19 protein-coding genes are annotated in these 20784 nt (G+C 58.6%); 18 read left to right on the top strand and 1 reads right to left on the bottom strand.

Features of this window, described 5'->3' with window-relative positions; translation table 11 throughout:
• Positions 1 to 204 precede the first annotated feature (204 nt).
• The 14 genes from P0N66_RS08935 to uvrC all read left to right on the top strand — a co-directional run bounded on the left by P0N66_RS08935 (position 205) and on the right by uvrC (position 14890).
• The gene (locus P0N66_RS08935) at positions 205 to 1413 is read left to right on the top strand and encodes a type II secretion system F family protein (protein ID WP_275804489.1); all 1209 of its coding nucleotides are present in this window, start codon (positions 205 to 207) and stop codon (positions 1411 to 1413) included.
• Between the two features lie 221 nt (positions 1414 to 1634).
• Complete coding sequence (gene eno, locus P0N66_RS08930; RefSeq protein ID WP_275804487.1) at positions 1635 to 2927, top strand: phosphopyruvate hydratase; 1293 nt, start codon at positions 1635 to 1637, stop codon at positions 2925 to 2927.
• A gap of 192 nt (positions 2928 to 3119) precedes the next feature.
• Complete coding sequence (locus P0N66_RS08925) at positions 3120 to 3407, top strand: integration host factor subunit alpha (protein WP_431190034.1); 288 nt, start codon at positions 3120 to 3122, stop codon at positions 3405 to 3407.
• A 284-nt stretch (positions 3408 to 3691) separates the two neighbouring features.
• Positions 3692 to 4771, top strand: a complete 1080-nt coding sequence (gene lpxD, locus P0N66_RS08920) for a UDP-3-O-(3-hydroxymyristoyl)glucosamine N-acyltransferase (RefSeq protein WP_275804483.1) — start codon at positions 3692 to 3694, stop codon at positions 4769 to 4771.
• A complete protein-coding gene (gene fabZ / locus P0N66_RS08915) occupies positions 4764 to 5213 on the top strand; it encodes a 3-hydroxyacyl-ACP dehydratase FabZ (protein WP_275804481.1) in 450 nt (149 codons plus the stop codon). The genes lpxD and fabZ overlap by 8 nt, the downstream gene beginning before the upstream one ends.
• A 418-nt stretch (positions 5214 to 5631) precedes the next feature.
• Positions 5632 to 6435 carry an acyl-ACP--UDP-N-acetylglucosamine O-acyltransferase gene (gene lpxA / locus P0N66_RS08910; RefSeq protein WP_275804479.1) on the top strand — a complete coding sequence of 268 codons (804 nt, stop codon included), beginning with the start codon at positions 5632 to 5634 and terminating at the stop codon, positions 6433 to 6435.
• A complete protein-coding gene (locus P0N66_RS08905) occupies positions 6419 to 7264 on the top strand; it encodes an LpxI family protein (protein ID WP_275804477.1) in 846 nt (281 codons plus the stop codon). The genes lpxA and P0N66_RS08905 overlap by 17 nt, the downstream gene beginning before the upstream one ends.
• Entirely contained in the window at positions 7252 to 8166 is a 915-nt protein-coding gene (locus tag P0N66_RS08900; protein ID WP_275804475.1) for a nucleotidyltransferase family protein, read from the top strand. The genes P0N66_RS08905 and P0N66_RS08900 overlap by 13 nt, the downstream gene beginning before the upstream one ends.
• Positions 8166 to 9203, top strand: coding sequence for an aminoglycoside phosphotransferase family protein (locus tag P0N66_RS08895; RefSeq protein WP_275804473.1), 1038 nt, complete (start codon positions 8166 to 8168; stop codon positions 9201 to 9203). The genes P0N66_RS08900 and P0N66_RS08895 overlap by 1 nt, the downstream gene beginning before the upstream one ends.
• 26 nt (positions 9204 to 9229) lie before the next feature.
• On the top strand, positions 9230 to 10708 hold the full coding sequence (gene der / locus P0N66_RS08890; protein WP_275804471.1) for a ribosome biogenesis GTPase Der: 1479 nt from the start codon (positions 9230 to 9232) through the stop codon (positions 10706 to 10708).
• Between the two features lie 160 nt (positions 10709 to 10868).
• Positions 10869 to 11645, top strand: a complete 777-nt coding sequence (locus tag P0N66_RS08885; protein WP_275804469.1) for a response regulator — start codon at positions 10869 to 10871, stop codon at positions 11643 to 11645.
• Positions 11646 to 11679: 34 nt separating this feature from the next.
• The gene (locus P0N66_RS08880; RefSeq protein ID WP_275804467.1) at positions 11680 to 12186 is read left to right on the top strand and encodes a hypothetical protein; all 507 of its coding nucleotides are present in this window, start codon (positions 11680 to 11682) and stop codon (positions 12184 to 12186) included.
• A 90-nt stretch (positions 12187 to 12276) separates the two neighbouring features.
• Positions 12277 to 12807: a V4R domain-containing protein gene (locus P0N66_RS08875; protein WP_275804464.1), complete on the top strand. Its 531-nt coding sequence runs from the start codon at positions 12277 to 12279 to the stop codon at positions 12805 to 12807.
• Between the two features lie 226 nt (positions 12808 to 13033).
• Positions 13034 to 14890: an excinuclease ABC subunit UvrC gene (gene uvrC / locus P0N66_RS08870; RefSeq protein ID WP_275804462.1), complete on the top strand. Its 1857-nt coding sequence runs from the start codon at positions 13034 to 13036 to the stop codon at positions 14888 to 14890.
• Between the two features lie 114 nt (positions 14891 to 15004).
• Here the strand turns inward: uvrC and P0N66_RS08865 are convergent, their stop codons facing one another.
• Entirely contained in the window at positions 15005 to 15157 is a 153-nt protein-coding gene (locus tag P0N66_RS08865) for a hypothetical protein (RefSeq protein WP_275804460.1), read from the bottom strand.
• Between the two features lie 268 nt (positions 15158 to 15425).
• Between P0N66_RS08865 and P0N66_RS08860 the strand changes: the two genes are divergently transcribed.
• Genes P0N66_RS08860 through P0N66_RS08845 form a run of 4 tightly spaced genes read left to right on the top strand, consistent with a single transcriptional unit; the run spans position 15426 to position 20784 of the window.
• A complete protein-coding gene (locus P0N66_RS08860) occupies positions 15426 to 17483 on the top strand; it encodes a TonB-dependent receptor (RefSeq protein ID WP_275804458.1) in 2058 nt (685 codons plus the stop codon).
• The gene (locus P0N66_RS08855) at positions 17480 to 18517 is read left to right on the top strand and encodes a hypothetical protein (protein ID WP_275804456.1); all 1038 of its coding nucleotides are present in this window, start codon (positions 17480 to 17482) and stop codon (positions 18515 to 18517) included. The genes P0N66_RS08860 and P0N66_RS08855 overlap by 4 nt, the downstream gene beginning before the upstream one ends.
• A complete protein-coding gene (locus P0N66_RS08850; protein WP_275804454.1) occupies positions 18510 to 19502 on the top strand; it encodes a 4Fe-4S binding protein in 993 nt (330 codons plus the stop codon). The genes P0N66_RS08855 and P0N66_RS08850 overlap by 8 nt, the downstream gene beginning before the upstream one ends.
• Positions 19495 to 20784, top strand: a complete 1290-nt coding sequence (locus P0N66_RS08845; RefSeq protein WP_275804452.1) for a double-cubane-cluster-containing anaerobic reductase — start codon at positions 19495 to 19497, stop codon at positions 20782 to 20784. Before P0N66_RS08850 ends, P0N66_RS08845 begins: the two co-directional genes overlap by 8 nt.

Raw genomic sequence — 20784 nt, 5'->3', positions numbered from 1 at the left:
ATAAAGTCGTTTGTCGAAACCGTAAGAAACAGGACTATATAAAAGATTGCGGGCCTGATGTCAAATGAAAAGCCGACTCCGTCGATAACTTGTCTCTAACTTGTTGATTGTCTTCTTGTCTTTACAGACTGCATGGGCTATAAGTGACGAGACAGGGTGGGCACCGATTTCCAAAAAATTTTGCTGACAGGAGCACCATAACCAATGCCTTTTTATGTCTGGAAAGGGGTCAATTCCTACGGTGAAAAACGCAAAGGCAAACTGGAAGCACCCAACGAGGCAGCCGCCCGGGCACAGCTGAAGCGCATGCGGATTACTCTTACGATGCTGAAAGAGGCCCCCAAGGATCTTTTTGCCGACATCGCCCTGTTTCAGCCCAAGGTCACCGTCAAGGACGTGGTGATCTTTACCCGTCAACTTTCCACCATGATCGATGCCGGCCTGCCGTTGGTGCAGAGCCTGCAAATTTTGGGTGATCAGCAGGAGAATCCGACTTTTAAGAGGGTGCTCAAGGAAGTCAGGACAGACGTGGAAACCGGGTCCACCTTCGCTGATGCCCTGAAAAAACATCCTGAAATATTTGACAATCTTTACTGCAACATGATGGAAGCCGGCGAGGTAGGCGGTATCCTGGATACCATCTGCAGTCGGCTGGCCATCTTCATGGAAAAAAATCAGGCGCTGCAGAAAAAAGTCAAGGGGGCCATGACCTATCCCGTCATCTGCCTGGCCATTTCCCTGATTGTAATGGCGGTGATGCTGATCTTTGTTGTTCCGGTCTTTGAGGAGATGTTTGCCGACTTTGGTTCGGCGCTGCCGGGTCCCACCCAAGTGGTGGTGAATTTCAGCGAGTTTGCTCAAAGCTATTTTATCTACATGCTGGCCTTCCTCTTTTTGCTGGTTTACGCGGTCAAGCGGATTTACAAAACCGAAAAGGGACAATTGAAAATCGACGAATTACTGCTTCGGATGCCCATTGTCGGCACGTTGCTGCGCCGGGTGGCGGTGGCCAAATTTTCCCGGACCCTGGGCACCATGCTGCAGAGCGGGGTGCCCATTCTCGAGTCGCTGCGGGTGGTGGCCCGTACGGCCGGCAACAAGGTGATTGAAAGGGCGGTTTTACGGGTTACCGAAAGCATTAGAGAAGGGCGGGCCATCGCCGAACCGTTGGCTGAAACGGGAGTATTTCCAGGGATGGTGGTGCAGATGATTAACGTCGGCGAGGCCACCGGGGCGCTTGACACTATGCTGGTCAAGATCGCCGATTTTTATGACGAGGAAGTGGATCAGGCAGTGGAAAACCTGACCGCTGCCATTGAACCGTTAATGATGGTTTTTCTTGGCGGCATGATCGGCGGTCTGGTGGTCGCCATGTATCTGCCAATTTTCAGTATGGCCGAGGCCATTGGTTAAGTAAACCGTAACTATCCAGCAGCACCCCATCTTGCGGCGATCAGGTCGGCCTGAGTACTCCGTACGCTACGCCGATCCGCTTACCGCAATATGGGGCGCTGCTGAATAGTTTCCTGCTGAATTGAGCTGGATAGTTACGGTAAACCATCAGTTTCAGGGGCCAAGCCGGCATTATTTTATTGTCAGTGTAACGGGTTATTTTTTTTCAAGGAGAGAATGAAATGGGTGAAATTATCGGTGTATTGGGGCGTGAGGTGATCGATTCGCGGGGCAATCCCACGGTGGAGGTGGAGGTCTATCTTGACTCCGGGGTCGGAGGTCGGGCTCTGGTGCCCTCCGGCGCTTCAACCGGCGCTCGTGAAGCCCTGGAACTGCGTGATACCAGAAAAAAGCGCTACCTTGGCAAAGGGGTGGAAACGGCGGTGGCCAACGTTAACAACGTCATTGGTCCGGCCCTGGTGGGGCTGGAGTCCACTGAGCAGGTCCTGATTGACCGTATGATGCTGGAGATGGACGGCACAGAGAACAAGAAAAAGCTTGGGGCCAATGCCATCCTCGGGGTCTCAATGGCCGTGGCCCGGGCTTCCGCTGAAGATGTGGGGCTGCCGCTGTACAGTTATCTGGGCGGAGTTAACGCCAAGGTTCTGCCGGTACCGATGATGAATGTGCTTAACGGTGGTGCCCATGCCGACAACAACGTCGATGTCCAAGAGTTCATGGTCATGCCTTTGGGGGCGCCGAGTTTCAAGGAAGCCCTGCGGATGGGGGTGGAGACCTTTCATGCCTTGAAGGAGGTGCTCAAAAAGGCCGGGCACCAGACGGCGGTGGGTGATGAGGGCGGTTTTGCCCCCAACCTGCGTTCCAATGAGGAAGCCATGGAGTGCCTGCTGGAGGCCATTGTTAAAGCCGGTTATAAGCCCGGCCAGGATATCGCCATTGCCCTTGATGTGGCCGCCAGCGAGCTTTATGATGCCAAAGGCAAGTGTTACGTGTTGGCGGCGGAGAAAAAGCCCAAGAAGAAGGCCGCCGAACTGGTCAAACTTTATGCCGCCTGGATAAAAAAATATCCCCTGGTTTCCATTGAAGACGGCCTGGCCGAAGGTGACTGGGCGGGATGGAAGACCATGACCGAAGAATTGGGCGGTAAGGTGCAGATCGTAGGGGATGATATTTTTGTCACCAATACCGGTATTCTGGCCAAGGGGATCAAGCAGGGGGTGGCCAACTCCATCCTGGTCAAATTAAACCAGATCGGCACGGTCACCGAGACCCTGGATGCCGTCAGCATGGCCCAGCGGGCCGGTTATACGGCGGTGATCTCACATCGCTCCGGCGAAACCGAAGACACCACCATTGCCGATTTGAGCGTGGCGCTTAATACCGGCCAGATCAAGACCGGCGCGCCTTCGCGTACCGACCGGGTGGCCAAGTACAACCAACTGCTCCGGATCGAAGAGGAGTTGGGGGCGGCGGCTGGCTTTGCCGGGGCTGGAGCTCTGCAACTTAAACCTTGACAACGCGCCATTATTTTGATTTTCTGGCGCCGACTGTAAGGCTTTCCGTCGGGGTAAGCCGAGGGGGCGTTTTTGTAGCCGGCTGCTCCGAATTTCATGGCGGCTGCAATCGGCAGGTTTTTCCAGGCCGGACTTTCCGTGGTTTTTTGACTGCGGCGGGCCGGCCTTCATCACCTGAACAGGGAGGGCATGATGACCCTGACCAAGGCGGATCTGATTCAAGAAGTTTATAAAAAACACGACCTCTCGAAAGCGCAAGCCACGGCGGTGGTGGAGAACTTTTTGGGGATTGCCAAACATTCCCTGCAGGAAGGTGAGGATCTGCTGCTGAGCGGTTTTGGTAAGTTCAGTGTAAAGCAGAAAAACTCCCGGCGCGGGCGCAATCCTCAAACCGGAGAAGAGTTGATGCTGGCGCCGCGCCGGGTGATTACTTTCAAACCATCGGGGCTGCTGCGCCACCGGGTCAATGGTGGCGAATAGCCGTTAAGCAGTGCCGGTTTTCCTGACGTTATGGTGGCGTTCCCGTGGGCGGTGGGAACGCCTGTTTTTTATACTGCAAGTCGGGAAAAGCTCTCCCTGACGGCGGTCTGGCCGGTTTCGCGGGATGCATTCACGGGGCACCGCCGAAAGCGGTGAGCGGGCCGGTTCACGCATTGATTTCCGTATCGCCGTCCCGGCCGCCCCAATCCGTGGCAGCCCGTTAATGCTTGCTCATGTTCAACCTTGTGATCAGTTACGTTTTGTTTCGTAACGGGAGAAAATAGATGGCGACAGTGCAAGAGTTGGCCGCCATGGTTGACGGTGTTTTGGCGGGTGACGGTGACCGGGTGGTTACCGCCCTTAACGACCTGGAACGCGCCGGGTCGGAGGAGATCACTTTTCTGGCCGATCATAAGTTGGCGGCCAAAGCGGCCAGCTGCCGAGCGGCGGCATTGATCACTTCCCCTTCCTTGGCTGAACAGATCACACTTCCCGCCAGCCTGGCGATGATTCTGGTGGCCGACCCTTATCTGGCCGCCACCCGGATCCAGAATTTCTTGCTGACCACCCCCTTTGTGGCCACTGGGGTGCGGCCGGGAGCATTGGTCGGCGAAGATTGCGTGATCCCCGCCGAGGTCAGTGTCGCCCCCGGAGTGGTGCTGGGCCATCGGGTGCGGTTGGGCCGCCGGGTGCGGCTGGAAGCCGGAGTGGTGGTCGGTGATGATACCGTGATCGGGGATGACGTGGTATTGCACGCCAACGTCACGGTTTATCCCCGCAGTGTGATCGGCAACCGGGTTATTGTGCATGGTGGCAGTGTGCTGGGCAGTGATGGTTTCGGCTACGCCACCGACCAACAGGGTAACCATCACAAGCGCCTCCATTTGGGCATTGTGCGCCTCGAAGATGATGTGGAGATCGGTGCCAACTGCTGCATTGATCGGGGCACTTTTGGCGAAACCCTGATCCGGTCCGGGACCAAAATCGACAATCTGGTGCAGATCGGACACAATGTGGTGGTAGGAGAAAACACCCTGATTGTCGCCCAGGCTGGCATTGCCGGTAGTACGATGTTGGAGCGCCAGGTAGTGCTGAGCGGCCAGGTGGCCTTGGCCGGGCATCTGCGGATCGGCTCCGGGGCAATGGTGGCGGCCAAATCCGGGGTGCACAGTGACCTGGAGCCCGGTGCGGTGGTGTCCGGGATGCCGGCCATTGATCATAAAAAATGGCTGCGGGCCAGTATTGCCTTCGGCAAGCTGCCCGATCTGGTCCGGGAAGTGCGGGAACTGCGCCGGCAGGTGGCGGCCCTGACTTCCACTGAGGCGTCAAATAACAAGTCAGGCAAGGAGTCAGGAGATGAGTGAACAGGATTGGCAGTCCCTGGATATCAAAAAGATTCTTGAGCTGCTGCCCCATCGTTACCCTTTTATCATGGTTGACCGTATTCTGTCGGTGGAGCCTGGGGTGCGGATCAAGGGGCTTAAGAATGTCAGCATCAATGAAAATTTTTTTCAGGGCCACTTTCCCGGTGAACCGGTGATGCCTGGCGTGCTGATGCTGGAGGGGATGGCCCAGGTGGGGGCGGTCCTGGCCTACCTTACCGACCGGGAGCAGACCGCCGATAAACTGGTCTACTTTGCCGGCCTTGACGGCGTCAAGTTTCGCCGCAAGGTGGTGCCAGGAGATCAACTGATCTATGAGCTGACGGTAAAAAAACAGAAAAGCCGCTTCTGGGTGATGGAAGGGCGGGCCTATGTCGATGAGGCGCTGGTGGCCGAGGCCCAGTTGATGGCCACCTTCGCGTAAACGCGCAGCAGCACCGCATCTTGCGGCGATCAGCCCGGCTTGCGTACTGATGTACGCGGTGCCGGTCTGCTTGCCGCAACCTGCGGCACTGCTGCGCGTTTACGTGGTGTTGTGATGTTTTTATTTTTTTTGATGAGCTCGTTTTTAATGAAAAAACGGCCGTTCGTCGGGTTGGCCTGATGTTTAACGGTCCGTAAACGTTCAGCAGTGCTGCAGATTCAGGCAAGCAGACCGGCGCCGCGTACATCGGTACGCAAGCCGGGCTGATCGCCAGCGCGGGATAAAGCTTGCCAGCACCGCATGTTTAGCGACGGTATTTGGCAGCAAAGGGTACCAGCGCTTGGCCAGTCGGCGCTAGCCGCCGACAAGATGCGGTGCTGCTGAACGTTTACGAAAATGTTGCGGCGGGAGGCCGCTTATGACTATTCATCCTACAGCAGCTATTGATCCCGGCGCCGAGTTGCATGAAACGGCCATTGTTGGTCCTTATACCGTGATCGGACCGGAGGTTAAAATCGGTGCCCGCAGTGAAATCGGAGCCCACTGTGCCATCAGCGGCCCTACGGTGATCGGCGATGAGAACCGGATCGGACCATTTGCCACCGTGGGTGCGCCCCCCCAGGATATCAAATACCGGGATGAACCCACCGAGTTGATCATTGGTAACCGCAACGTAATCCGTGAGTACGCCTCGCTCCATCGCGGCACCCCAGCCGGCCAGGGTTACAGCCGGATCGGTGACGACAACCTGCTCATGGCTTATACTCATATCGCCCATGATTGTACCGTCGGCAACGGGGTGATCATGGCCAACGCCGTTACCCTGGCCGGCCATGTGCTCATCGAGGATCGGGCGATCATCGGCGGTCTCACCGCCATTCAGCAGTTTGTCCGGATCGGTACTTTTACCTATATCGGCGGCATGTCTGGCCTCAGCAAAGACGTCCCGCCCTACGTGGTGATGGCTGGCATTCGCAAACAGATGCGGATCGGCGGGATCAACCAGATTGGGATGCGGCGGGCCGGTTTTGCGGCGGAGAATATCAAGAAACTGCAGGCGGCCTACAAAATAATTTTTCGTACCCCCGAACTTCTACTGCAGGAGGCTTTGGATCGGGCCCTGGCCGTCGACGAAAATTGCCCCGAGGTCAAACACCTGGTTGGTTTTTTCCGCCACTCCAAACAAGGGGTGCTGCGTCAGGTCAATGGCAACGATGACTAAGCTGGGGATTATTGCCGGTGGCGGCCAGTTTCCGCTGTTGGTGGCGAAAGCGGCCCGACAAAATGGCCGGGAAACGGTGGTGGTGGCTCACCGGGGTGAGTCCTGGCCGGAACTGGTGGAAGTCGCCGATCATTGCCTGTGGGTCAAGCTGGGGCAATTGCAGAAGCTGCTGAATTTTTTTCATCATCACGGGGTCGAGGAATGTGTGCTGGCCGGTACCATTACCAAGACCAGAATGTTCCGTGATATCTGGCCGGATTTTAAGGCCCTTGCCCTCTGGCGAAGGATTGATGCCCGCCAGGATGATGCCATTTTGAGGGCCTTGGCCGACCTGCTGACGGAGGAGGGGATCAAGGTAGCGGCCTCCACCCTCTATCTGCAGAACCTCCTTTTTCCCCAAGGTGTACTTGGGCGTAGAAAACCCGGTGAACAGCAGTGGGAAGATATCCGTTTTGGCTGGCGGATTGCCCGTCAGGTAGGGGCTTTAGATATCGGTCAATGCGTGGTGGTCAGAGACCGGGCGGTACTGGCGGTGGAGGCCATTGAGGGTACCGATGCCGCCATCCGCCGGGGTGGTGAGTTGGCCGGAGAACTGGCGGTGGTGGTCAAGGTCCGCAAGCCCAACCAGGATTTCCGCTTTGACCTGCCGGCCATCGGCCCCCGCACCATCCGCGGCATGAGCGAAGTCAAGGCGGCGGTGTTGGCGGTGGAAGCCGGGCAGGCCCTGCTTTTTGATCCGGAAGAGACCGTCAAGCTGGCCGATCAAGCCGGGATTGCCATCCTGGGGCTGACGGAAGGGGAGGATGGTGAGCTGTCATGCAGGCCATGATTCTGGCCGCGGGCCTGGGCACCCGCCTGCGGCCCCACACCTTGCGGCGACCCAAGCCGCTGTTCCCGATACTTGATCAGCCGTTGCTGCTGAGGATTATCGATGATTTGCGCTGGGCCGGCTGCCGTCGGATGGTGGTCAACGCCTTTCATCTGCGGCAGCAAATTGTCGCCCTGCTGGCCGGCCAGCCCGATATTGAGGTCCAGCAGGAGGACCAAGAACTGGGTACCGGCGGCGGTCTGCGCCGGGCTTGGCCCCGTTTCGGCGATCAGCCGGTGCTGGTGGTCAATGGTGACATCTTTCACGACATCGATTACCGTCGGGTCATGGTGCATCACCGGCAGGCCGGCAATGATGCCACCCTGGTGCTGCATGACCAGCCGCCGCACAACAAGGTACAGGTGGACGCTGAACTCAATATTCTCTCGTTTTCCGCCCCCCTTTCACCCGCCGGTGCCGGCCAGCCGGTGCCGGCTGATAACGGACTCGCAGTATCGTGGGCCTTCACCGGGATCCAGGTAATCGAGCCGGCCCTGCTGGAGTTGATGCCTGCCCGGGGGTTTTATCACAGTATCGACTGGTACCGGCAACTGATCGTCCGGGGCCGCCGGGTCAGGGGGATGACGGTCAGCGGTCATTGCTGGCATGATATCGGCACTCCGGAAGATTATCTGGCTCTGCACGGCAAGCTGTTGTCGGCGCGGAATGAGCGGCGAACTCCTTTTTGGCTAGGTGCCGAGGTTGTCCTGGGCCGGGAGATAAGTTTTAGCGACTGGGTGGCGGTGGGCCGCCGGGCGGTGCTGGGTGACGGGGTGCAGTTGCGCCGCTGTGTGGTATGGGACGGAGTTGAGGTGCCGGCCGGGACCGTGGCCGAAGATACCATTTTTTCCGGAGCCGGCTGATGGATTACGCCCGGGCCGAGCAACTGCTGGAACGCCTCGGTTATCGGCACCGTGGGGTTGAAGCCCTAACCCCGCTGGCCGCCGATGGGTCACAGCGCCTTTTCGTCCGTTGCCGGTTCAAGGAAGGGCCGCCGGTGCTGCTGGTCGCCCCCGGCGGCCAGCGAGAGCGGGGAATGGCTGAAGCCCGGGCCGCCTTCGCCATCGGCCGCCACCTGCAGCAGGCCGGAGTGCCGGTGCCGGCCATTTATGGTTTCGATGCGGCCAGTGGCACGCTGGCGATGGAAGACCTGGGGGCGACCCTGCTGTATGACCGTCTGCGCCATCGGCCGCCGGGAGTGGAACTGAAAAAACTTTATCAGCAGGCGATTGCCGCGCTGCTGTCGTTGCAGGTTGCCGCCCGGCCAGGTTTTCCGGTGGAATCATGCTGGGATACTCCCCGCTATGACCGCCGCCTGATGCTGGAGCGGGAATCGGGTTATTTTTATCAGGCGCTGGTGCAGGCGATGTTGGGCCGAGATGCCATGTCGGTCGGTCTGGCGGCGGAGTTTGCCGCCCTTGCCGACCGGGCCGCCGTCGAACCGGCGGATTTTGTCCTGCACCGGGATTATCAGTGCCGCAACCTGATGCTGCAGCAGCAGGAAAAAATCAGGATCATCGATTTTCAGGGTGCCAGGCTGGGTCCGCTGGCTTACGACCTGGCCGCCTTGCTTTACGACCCCTACGCCGCACTGGCCCCGGCCCGGCGGGAGGAACTGCTGGATTTTTACCTGCAGCAGGCGCAAGCGATGATCGCGGATTTTGACCGGGCTGCCTTCGTTGGTGGCTGGTACTTCCTGGCTCTGCAGCGCAACCTGCAGATCCTGGGCGCCTTCGCTTTTTTAAGCCAACAGAGAAAGAAAAAATTTTTCGCCGCCTTCATCAAGCCGGCCGCCACGCAACTGGCGGAGCTGCTGGCCCAGCCCCCGGGGCGAAACTTTCCCCTGTTGCAAAAACTGACCCGGGAAATAAACCGGCAACTAAAAACCAGCCGGCCATAACAAGTTGTCAAAAAAGAGAAGCAATCATGCCCAGAAGACCCCAAAAAACCGCACCAAATTCCAAAAAGCTTGCAGCAGTACCGCAGGTTGGGACAAGCGCCCCGACGCCGCGTACCCCCCCAGATACGCAAGCCGGAGCAATCGCCCCAAGATGCGGTGCTGCTGCAATTTTTTTACCGCTGGTGGCGTTGGTGGGGCGCCCCAACGTCGGCAAATCCAGCCTGTTCAACCGGCTGGCCGGCGGCCGCAAGGCCATTGTCGATCCTACTCCGGGTGTTACCAGGGATCGCCACTACGAAAGGATTACCTGGAATGAGCGTAGCTTCATCCTGGTGGACACCGGCGGCCTGGAGAGCGGCACTTCCTCGGAGATCAATCGCCTGATTCAGGAACAGACCCAACAGGCGGTAACCGAAGCCGATGCGGTCCTGTTTTTACTGGACGGTCGGGAGGGGATTCTGCCCGATGATCGGGAGGTGGTTGAGATTCTGCGCCGTTCCGGGAAACAGGTCTACTACCTGGTCAACAAAATCGATGCCCCGGAACAGACGGCCAAACTGCTGCCGACCTTTTACGAGTTGGGGGTGGAGGAACTCTGGCCGCTTTCCGCCGAGCATGGCCTCGGGCTTGGCGACCTGCTGGACCGGGTAACGGCTGAGCTGCCGCCCGCGGCGGCACCGCCGCCGGAAGAGATTACCGAGGAAACGGTGGGGGTGGCCTTTATCGGCCGGCCCAACGTCGGCAAGTCGTCACTGATCAACCGGCTGCTGGGGGAAGAGCGGATGGTGGTTTCCGAATTGCCTGGCACCACCCGTGATTCGGTGGACACCCTGCTTACCCGGGGGGGCAAAAAATATCTGCTCATCGACACCGCCGGTATCCGGCGCAAGGGCAAGGTACACGAGAAGGTAGAAAAGTTCAGTGTGCTGCGGGCACTGCGCACCCTGGAGCGCTGCGATCTGGCCCTGATGGTGATCGATGCCGACGAAGGGGTGACCGAACAGGATACCAAGGTCATAGGTTACGGGCTGGAGCGGGGCCGGGCCTGCCTGGTGCTGCTGAACAAATGGGACCTGATTAAAGATGACCACAAAAAACAGCAACGACTGATGGAGGATGTGAAACGGGCCGTGCATTTTGCCGGTTATGCCCCGGTCCATAAGGTTTCCGCCCTGACCGGCCACGGTTTGGCCAAACTTTTCCCCCTGATCGATAACGTGACCGAACAGTACCGGCGCCGGTTTACCACCGCCGTCCTTAACCGGATCCTGGGAGAAGCGGTGCAGGCCCATCCGCCGGCGCTGCACAAGGGGCGCCGGATCAAGCTTTATTACGTCACCCAGATCGCGTCTTCCCCGCCCACCCTGCTCATCTTTACCAACGACCCCAAGGGGATCCACTTTTCCTATTCCCGCTTCCTGGTCAACCGTTTCCGGGATTCTCTGGGGCTGGACCAGGTTCCCTTGCGGATTTTTTTCCGGCAACGACAACGCCGTGGCGATTAGGATCGGCGCCCTGCTTGATGGCGACCGGGTCAAAAGGGTCAAGACATTATGCCGATTTATTAATATTTTCTTGACAACAGAGAGTGGCTGGAGCACCCTTAACCCTAACTTTTATTTTCCAAACAGATAGATATGGCTTGATTGAGTAGAGGTTCTTGCTTTGTATAAAATTTCCTTCCTGGTGGTCGATGACAGTGCCACTATTCGCACTCTGGTGGACCGCACCCTGCGGTTGATCTTTGCCCCCGAAAACGTCTTTCTGGCGGAGGATGGGCGGGCGGCGCTGGAAATTCTGCGTTCGCAAAAGGTCGATATCATCCTTTCCGACTGGAACATGCCCAATGTCAACGGGGAAGAGCTGCTTTACGAGGTGCGCAACGACCGGGCCCTGCAGGAAATTCCCTTTATCATGATGACCACCAACGGGGATCGTGATTTTATTATCATGGCCATTCAGTTGGGGGTTACCCAGTACATCGTTAAGCCTTTTACCGCCACTGAAATGGAGAGGAAAATCCGGGCCTCGATCAACGTCATGAATCGTCGCCAGGAGCAGCGTTACGCCTTGCCGGAGCATGTGGCCACCCTGCGGGTGAACAAGAAGAGCTTCAGCGGCCAGCTGCTGGATATCAGCCGGACCGGCGCTGCCTTGACCGGGATGAAATTTGATCCCGTCATCGGGCTGTTCCGGATGGCGGAGCTGGAGCTCAAGCTGCTTGACCCCAATGGCCTGGAACAGGAAACCTCGCTGCTCAGCGGCCTGTTCGGCCGGATTGTGCGCCTGGAGGCCGCCGATACCTTCCATCCCACCTCTCTTGATTTTCAGTTGGCACTGTATTTTCACCCCGGTACCATGGAACGGGACGTGGAACGTCAGCTCGGAAAACTGATCAAGTGGCTGGCCTCGAAGGCCCCTGACGTTATTGCCGAAGACTGATCGGCGGCAATTTGCCAAATTCGTTCTTGACTAAATGGAAAACCGTCAACCACTGATCACCGATGAAGGGCTGATTATCCGTCATGCCGGCGAGATTCCCGAGATCGCCTACTACAATTCCCTTTATTTTTTAAGCGCCGACCCCCAGGGGCCCGGCCTGGAAGCGACTCCGGCGGAGCTCGCTTATTTGCAGCAACAGGTCATAGCCCGTTATTGCGAGATTATGTTGCGGGATCTGACCCCGGCCAACCGCGACCGGCCGTTGTACCGGGGAGTGCGGCGGGTCATCTGGAACTGGCGGCGGTTGGCACAGTTTCTCCAGCGTCACCAGTTGCCGCCCCAACCAAAATTGGAGCAGGAAGTTGTTGCGGCGCTGACCACTTTTTTAGATAATGAATTGCACGAGGTGCAGGCCGGGGCTCGCACTTCCTGTCTTAACTGCACGGCGGTGGAACTGGCCGCTTTTTTGCGGCAATTGCAACTGGACCGAGCCCCTGCCTGCTCCGCCTGGCTGACCTTATGCTGCCAGGATGCCGAGTAAATCGGCTCTGAACGGGCTTGCCAGCGCCAGGGCTGATGGGGCCGGGCCATAAAAAAGGCGATAACTAACATATTTTATAAAGGTGTGGCCATGTTTAACGAGGAAGGCGACAGCCCGCAGTTTGACTGGGAGCAACTGGGCGATATCATCTGGGGGCGACCCATTCTGGGTTCGCGGACCAGTGTGACGGCCTACCGCCTTATGCAGTTCACCTTGCGGGATGTAATGATCAGCCACCTCGGGGTTGAACAGACCAATCGCATTTTTTACGAAGCCGGACAACAGGCCGGTAAGGCACTGTATCAGAAGCTTGGCTCCCCTGATGATTTTGCCCACTTCGTGCAACTGCTTACCGACCTGCTGGAGGAGCAGTCCATCGGCCTGCTGAAGGTGGAAAAGGCCGACCTGGCAAACAAACAGTTTGTTTTGGCCGTGGCCGAGGATCTGGACTGTTCCGGGTTGCCGGTGAGCAACGAGATGCTCTGCACCTTTGATGAGGGGTTATTGGCCGGAGTGTTCGGCTCCTACCTGGACGACGAGTTCAGGGTCAAGGAAACCGACTGCTGGTGTACCGGGGATCGGGTCTGCCGCTTCGAAGTACGTCCGGTAAGCGCCCAATAGCACCACATCTTGGGACGATCGGTCCGGCTTGCATACCTGGGGTACGCGGCGCCCGGCCAATTGCCCCAAGCTGCCGCACTCTTGGGCGTTTAACTTTTGTTGGCGAGGGTTTTAATGATGCGGCGTTGCCCAGACGGCGTGCTCATGTTCCATCGCACCGCCGCGCCCTGCTTTTGGTGGTTGTTGGCGGGGGTAACTATGATGCCTGGTGGTGTTTTTTTACGTTATGTTTGATCCGGAGATGGTTGCCGAGGCGGCGGACACGCCCGGGGTTTATCTGATGTGGGATGCCGGCGGGCAGGTATTGTACGTGGGTAAGGCTGTCAGCCTGCGCAAGCGGTTGCAGTCTTATGCCCGGGTTGATCCGGCGGGACGCAGCAAGACGGCGGTGATGCTGAGCAAGGTGGGGCGGGTGGATACCATGCTCACCCGCACCGAAAAGGAGGCCTTGATTCTCGAATCCGGGCTGATCAAGCAGCATCGTCCCCGCTATAACGTCATTCTCCGCGATGACAAGAGTTACCCCCATCTCAAGGTCACGATGCAGGAAGAGTGGCCCCGGCTGCTGATGACCCGCCGGGTGAGCAACGACGGGGCCCGCTATTTCGGACCCTACTCCTCGCCGGCGGCCATGTGGGAAACCCTGCGCCTGCTCAACTCCCTTTTTCCCCTGCGCCGATGCAAGGCCAGGAAGTTCAGCCCCGGTCAGCGGGCCTGTCTCAATTACCAGATGGGGCGTTGTCCCGGTCCCTGTATCGGGGCCATCGGCCCTGATGATTACCGGGAACGGGTGGGGCGGGTGCTGGCGATTCTGGAAGGCCGTAAGCGGGAACTGATCCGAGAGTTGACCGGCCGGATGCAGGATGCTTCCGCCCGGTTATGCTTCGAAGAGGCCGCTGCCCTGCGGGACCAGATCCAGGCCCTTAACCAGACCCTGGAGAAGCAGGTGGTGCTGAGCCGGGAGCGGGTCGATCTGGATGTTTTCGGCCTGATGCGCCGGTACGGGCAGGTGGCGGCGGCGATGCTGTTGATCCGGGAAGGGGCACTGGCTGATAAGCGGGAGTTTTTTCTGGCCGAGCCCATGGGGGATGATGAGGAGGTGCTGGCGGAACTGCTGCGCCGCTTCTATGAACCGGCCCAGCGGCTGATTCCCCGGCGGATTTTTTTGCCCCTGCTCCCCGATGGGGCCCAAGCGCTGACGGAATGGCTGAGTGAAAAAAGGGGCGGGCCGGTGCAGTTGACCGTACCCCAGCGGGGTGACAAGAAGTCGCTGGTGGCCCTGGCCGGCGACAATGCTGAACAGGTGTTGTTGGCCCGGGAGAAGCAGCAGGCGGGTTGGCAGAGTCTGGGAGAGGCCATCCGTCGGGCCTTGCAGCTGACGACGGTGCCGCAGCGCATTGAATGTCTGGACATTTCCAACCTGGGCGGCCGTGAGGCCGTCGGTTCCCTGGTATCATTCAACCAGGGGGAGAAAGAAAGCTCCCGCTACCGCCGTTTTCATATTCGTGAACTTGCCACCCCCGACGATTACGCCATGATGCGGGAGGTTTTGTGCCGTCACCTGACCCGAAGTGCCGCTGACCAAGTTCTGCCGGATCTGCTGGTGTTGGATGGTGGCAAGGGTCAATTGGGGGTGGGCCGGGCGGTTCTGGCCGAACTGGGCCTGGAGTCGACTCTGGAACTTGTATCCCTTGCCAAGGACCGGGAGGGGGCAGGGGAGCGGCTCTTCCGGCCGGGCCGGAAAAATCCTCTCGCCCTGGCCGCTCATTCTCCGGTGTTGCTTTTTTTTATGCGGCTGCGTGATGAAGCGCACCGCTATGGCATTACCTTCCACCGCCAGCTAAGGGAAAAGAAGCAACTGGTCTCCAAACTGGAGCAGATTCCCGGGGTGGGGCCGGCTCGCAAACGGGCCCTGCTCAAAAATCTGGGCAGCCTGGCCGGAATCGCCGCCGCCTCCCCGGCGGCGCTGGCCGCCGTGCCGGGAGTTGGAACGGAACTGGCGGCGGTTATTCATCGGCACCTGCGGGGCGATCAGGTCGCAAAACCGCCGGCCGCTGGGGCCACTGTGCCTGCCGACCAGTAAATACTGGTCCGGCCCCGTTAATCAGCTCAAGACATCACCTCACCTCGTTGGCTGTCCATCTGGAGCAACCCGGGGTAAGTGATACGGAGCGGGGCATCCTCAGCGGTGTCAGCCCTAAAGCAGGCGGGTGGCCCGGGCGAGAAACAGGGCCAGGGCCGCCACGCAAACAATAACGATGGTCCAGAAAGTGACCGGGGTGCGCTGCCGGGGCCGCTGCTTGGCCAGACGACGATCCGTGGCCCGCCGGCGTTGGCGTTTGCTGCTCATGGTGATTCCTCGCGGTTGCTTCTTCTTGTCCTGCCGATTTATCTCTCTTTTCTACATTTTTACTACAGCTCTCTGTTTTTGCCAATCCTCCGGTACTGTAGAAAAACAATCCCCAGAATCCCGGTAATTGTTTTCCATTTTTAATGGACCGGCGGGTGCGACAATTCGTCACATTGTCGCACCCGCCGGAAAGATTATAATAGTCACCCTTTACCGATTGTCGCCGGTGGGCGTCAATAACCAGATCAAACGTTATGGGGAGAGAGGGATGAAAAAGGAGTTTTTTACGGTGGCGGCCATTGGTCTGCTGGCCGGTCCGGCCCTGGCTGGAGAGATCAGGCGGGAACTGGATGAGGTGGTGGTCACCTCCTCGCGGATTGAAGAACAACGGAAGGATTCCACCGCCACCATCGAGGTCATCGGCCAGGATGAGGTGGAGCGGGTTAAGTACCGCAATGCCGGCGAACTGCTGCAACGGGTGCCGGGAGTGCTGACCAGTAACTTCGGCGGCGATGAAGAACTTACCTCCATTCGGGTGCCCACCCATTTCACCAACCCTTACACCCTGGTGCTCATCAATGGCCGCCCCAGCCGCACTTACGGCAGCGGTGGGGTTAACTTTCGCGAGATCAACAGTGCCAATATCGAACGGATCGAGGTGGTCAAGGGACCGGCCTCGGCGCTTTACGGCAGCAACGCCATCGGCGGGGTGATCAACCTGATCACCAAAAAGCCCACCGCCGAACCCGAGATTACTGCCTGGGGAGAAGCCGGCGAGTACGACGAGTACCGCGGCGGGGCCTATGTCAGCGGCACTTCGGAATCCCTCAGCTACAACGTCGATTTCAACTTCAAAGATCGCAAGGGCTGGCGGGAAAACACCGAGAGTGAGCGGCAGGCGGCCAATGTCCGGTTGCAGCATTTTACCGCCGGGGCCTCCATCTGGTCCTTCGAGTTTGATTACGTCAAGTTCGATAACAATACCGCCGGTTCATTGGATGAACAGGACTTTGACGACGACTGGCAGCAGAGCTATCACACCTTTGCCAATGTCGAGATGGAAAAATTTGCCCCGGCCATTGCTTACGCCACCGAACTGGCCGGCGGCGATTTCGATGTAACCCTGGGCTATCGCCGGATCGACCATGTCGTTTATCCCGGTTACAGCTTCCGGCAATTGAGTCCCGTGTTGGCGGCCAGCACTTATTCCGATATCGAGGGCTACGATATCGATCTGCAACTGCTCTACACGCGGGAGCTCGACCCGCTGGCAACCAAGCTGGTGAGCGGGATTGATCTGCAGACCGGCAAGCATGAGGCCGAAGTGTACGGCCTGGCGGTGACCCGCGATCCGGTGAGTAAAAAGTATACTTCTTATACGGTCACCGGCCTGAATGACTCCTATGATATTGAAACCGAGGCGGCGGCGCCTTATCTGCAACTTGACCGCCGGCTGGGAGATAACTTTAAACTGCAGGCGGGGGCCCGTTATGACTGGGTCCGTTATGAACTGACCGATAATCTGCTGGGCACCGATGGCCTGGAAGGAAAACAGAGCTTTTCCCGTCTCAGCCCCAAGGTGGGACTGACTTACGATCCGTTGGCCAATCTCAATCTCTATGCCAGCTATTCTCAAGGCTTTGTGGTGCCCACCACCAGCCAGCTTTTTACCTCTCGGCTGCGCAACCCCGATCTGGATCCGGAAAAGGCCGACAACTACGAAGTCGGCCTGCGCAGTATTCTCCTTGATGGGCGGGCGAAACTGGATCTGGCCCTCTATCATATGACCATTCGGGAGAAGATCGTCCAGGTTACCACCGGTCCATTTACCTCGGAATACCGTAATGCCGCCAAGACCGAACACACGGGCCTGGAGCTTGCCGCCAGCTATGCTCCCCTGGTCTGGAGCCGGGTGGGGCTGTCTTATACCTATGCCGAAAACAAGTTCGACCGCTTCCGTGACGGCGGGGTTGACTACTCCGGTAATTGGCTGCCGCGTTCCCCCAGGCACCGGCTCAATGTCCGCCTGGCCGTGCTGCCCTTCGAGGGTTTTGAGGTAGAACTGGAGATGGATGAAATCAGCCGGCAGTATGCCGATAACGCCAACGAACTGACCTATTCCCGGCCGGCCCTGTTCAACCTGCGGGCCGGTTACGACTGGCAAAGCTGGTCCTTCTGGGCCCACGTCAACAACCTGGCCGATAAAGAGTATGCCACCTACGTTACCACCAGTTCTACCAGTGATACCGGCATGGGGCTCTATTCCGGCGGCCCCCGGACCTTCTTTGCCGGTCTTTCCTACCGCTGGGGTGGGAGCGGAGTATGAACCGGCCGGTGTTGCTTTTTGCCTCTCTGCTGGCACTGTTGCTGCTGCCGGGGGTGGCGAAGTCGGCCGTGGCCGGTGAGCTGGATCACCTGCGCCTGACCCTGGCCCCGCCTGCCACCGCCACGACTGAGGCTGAGGCGGGGGACGAGGAAGAATGCCTGGAAGGTCATGCCGATCATGGCGGTGGCCGGGGCGGCCGGGAGGTGCAACTGGAATCGGAACACCGCCCCGTGCCCCGGCGGACCTATCATCTCAATCACTACCGGCGCGGGGCCGAGGTCAACGCCTACGTCCGCCGGCCGGACGGGGCGGTGATTGAACCGGAGCTGATCCTGGGGGCCAGTCCCCGGGTTTCCTTCTCGACTCCGCCGGGGGATGGGCCAACCCATGGTGCCCACAATGTTTATGTGGTGGAACGGGGAGTGGAAGACGAAGTGCTGCAGGTGCGGGTGGCCAAATGGATCACCATGCACCACAGTTGCCGGTGGGGTCATAACGGCAAGTTTGACCCCGAACTCACCAATCCCCAGTCTCTTGATACCATTCCCTTTGAAATTGTGGTGGATGACCTCTGGAACCGCAATTTCCACGCGGCGGTAACCTCCGGCGACAACCTGCGGATCACCGTACTCTCCTACGGAGAACCGGTGGCCGGGGCTGAAGTGACCCTCACCTCCGAACAGGGCTGGCGCAAAACGGTGACCAGCGATGAGCAGGGGGTGGCACATATTCAACTGGTCCGTGATTACTATCCCTCTTTGTGGCAGGATTTCCGGCGCAGCCATCGCGGCCCTTTCGAGGTGAGCGCTCGCTGGCAGGCGGATAAATCCGGGCAGTTCAGGGGGCAAGCCTATTCAATGGTCAGTTATCGGGCCACCCACCCCTGGGTTTATTCACCGCCGGTGCGGGAATACTCCTCCTATGGCTACGGGCTGCTGCTGGCCGCCGCCATGATGGTCGTCGGCGGGGCCGGGGTTTATCTTCATCGAGAGCGGCGTCGGCGGCCCTACCGGGGGATTGTCTTTGATGAATAGTCTGAAAGATCTGCGGCGGGTTGTTAACCACGCCAGCCTCGGCCGGTTTCGTTTCTATGTTCAGCTGTTTTCCTTTGTGCTGTTGATCTACGGCGGTTATCTGGCCATCAACGTCGGCAATCAGCTGCCCACCTTCGCCTGTTTGTACAGCGATCTGCATGGCGGCGCCTGCTATCTGCTGGGGTTCCAGCATCAGATGGCTACCCCTTGGTCGCAGCTGTTCGGCGGCCGTGGGTTGGCGATTTTGATCGGCCTGGCTACCTTTGTTGCCTTCTTTGTGGTTTTCAACAAGGCCTGGTGCGGCTTTATCTGCCCTCTGGGCACCCTGCAGGACTGGCTTAGCTCGCTCAGACGCAAACTCAATATCCGGGCTGCCGGTTATTCCGAGCCGGTTTTTCAGCGACTCAGCAAGATCAAATATGTCCTGCTGGCCCTGTTGATCCTGATTCCCATGGCCATCGGCAACAGCTTTTTCGGGCTGCCCAAGCTGGGTCACGACTGGGGAGTGCCGTTTTGCATGATCTGCCCTGGACGTACCATCCTGCCGCTGTTCACCGGCGACTTCAGCCAACTGGCCATTGATTTCAGTTCCCTTGCCAAACTTACCCTCACCGCCCTGGGATTGGCGATTACCGGCCTGCTGATTATCGGTTCGTTGTTCAAGCCACGATTTTTTTGCCTTTTTTGCCCCATGAGCGCCCTCCACTACATCTTTTCCCGGACCGGGCTGCTGCGGCTGACCAAAAACGGGGCCAAATGCACCCGTTGCGGCAACTGCTTCCGGGCCTGCGACATGGGCATTCGGGCCATCGCCGATGATCTGGAAAGTAAAAATATCGTCAAGGACGACTGCATGATGTGCGGCAAATGCATCGAGGTATGCCCGGAGGATGGCTGCCTGCAGGCAAAAGTTCTGAGCCTGCCGGTGTATGAGTCGACGGCCGAGGGTTTTTTCAAAAGAATGAACAGGAAAAACAATGGATGATGAATTAAAGCGACGGCTGCTTAAAACCACCCGTCTGCACCTGGCCATGGAAGGGGAGGAGACCTTGCAGCGGCTGCGGGAATTTTCCGAGCGGCCGGCGGCCATGGAATATTTTTACACCCTCTTTCACCAGCTGGCCAACGGCGCCGGGCCGGCGGCGATGGCCGGGGAGCGTAAAATTATTGCTACCATGTGCATGCAGGTGCCCCAGGAGCTGATTCTGGCCGTCGGCGCCCACCCTTTGCGTTTGTGCAGCGGCGCCAATGCCTATGACCAGGTGGGGGCTGAATTCATGCCCGCCAAATCCTGTCCGGTGATCCGCGCTACCCTGGGGATGCTCAGGGTCAACCAGTCGTTGTGGGGGGATACCATGGCCGGGATTGTCGTTCCCACCACCTGCGATCAAAAGAAAAAGGCCTGCGAGGAGCTAGGCGACATGGGCTATCCGGTTTACAGCCTGGAGATGCCCGCCGGCAAGGAGAGTGATCTGGCCCGTTATTACTGGCAGGAGTCGGTCAAACAGTTTGCCGTGGACCTGGAAAAAATGGTTGGCCGCCGACTCACCGCTGCCGGGCTGCGGCAGGCCATTGCCAAAGTCGGCCGGGCGGCGGCCCTGTTCCGCCAGCTGCATGGTCTGCGTGGTAACCGTCCGCCGATTATTCTGGGCTCCGACCTGTTTCTGGTATACAACGCCTATTTCTTTGATGATATCGAGCGTTGGAGTCGGGCGGTGGAGGTTTTGGTGGCGGAGCTTGAACAGCGCCGGCAAAACGGGGTCCGGGTTACCAACCGGCGGGCGCCGCGGCTGCTGTTCACCGGCTCACCGCCGATCTTTCCCAATTTCAAAGTGCCGGTGCTGGTGGAACAATCCGGCGGCATCATCGTCGTCGATGAATCCTGTTCCTCCACCCGGCTGCTTTCTGACTCCGTGGCTTATGACCAGGCGAGTCTCAACGACATGGTGCCGGCAGTGGCCGACCGTTATTTGAAACCCTGTACCTGCCCCTGCCTGACACCCAATCAGGATCGCCTGCGTAAGCTGGTGGCCATGGCCGACGAATTTGCGGTGGACGGGGTGGTCTATCAGGCCTTTGCCGGTTGCCTGCCCTATGAGCTGGAGCGCCGGCAGGTCAACGAGACCTTGAGTGAACGGGGCATTCCCATGCTCTATGTGGAAACCGATTACAGCCCAGAAGATTCGGGTCAGCTCTCCACCCGGGTGGAGGCCTTCATCGAATCGATCAAGGCTCGCAAACGCAAACAGGCCCGGCAACAAAGTTGA

The sequence above is a fragment of the Desulfurivibrio dismutans genome (assembly GCF_029210385.1).
GTDB classification, from domain to species: domain Bacteria; phylum Desulfobacterota; class Desulfobulbia; order Desulfobulbales; family Desulfurivibrionaceae; genus Desulfurivibrio; species Desulfurivibrio dismutans.
The sequence above is the reverse complement of the archived record's forward strand: the minus strand, read 5'-3'. Positions and strand labels throughout refer to the sequence as shown.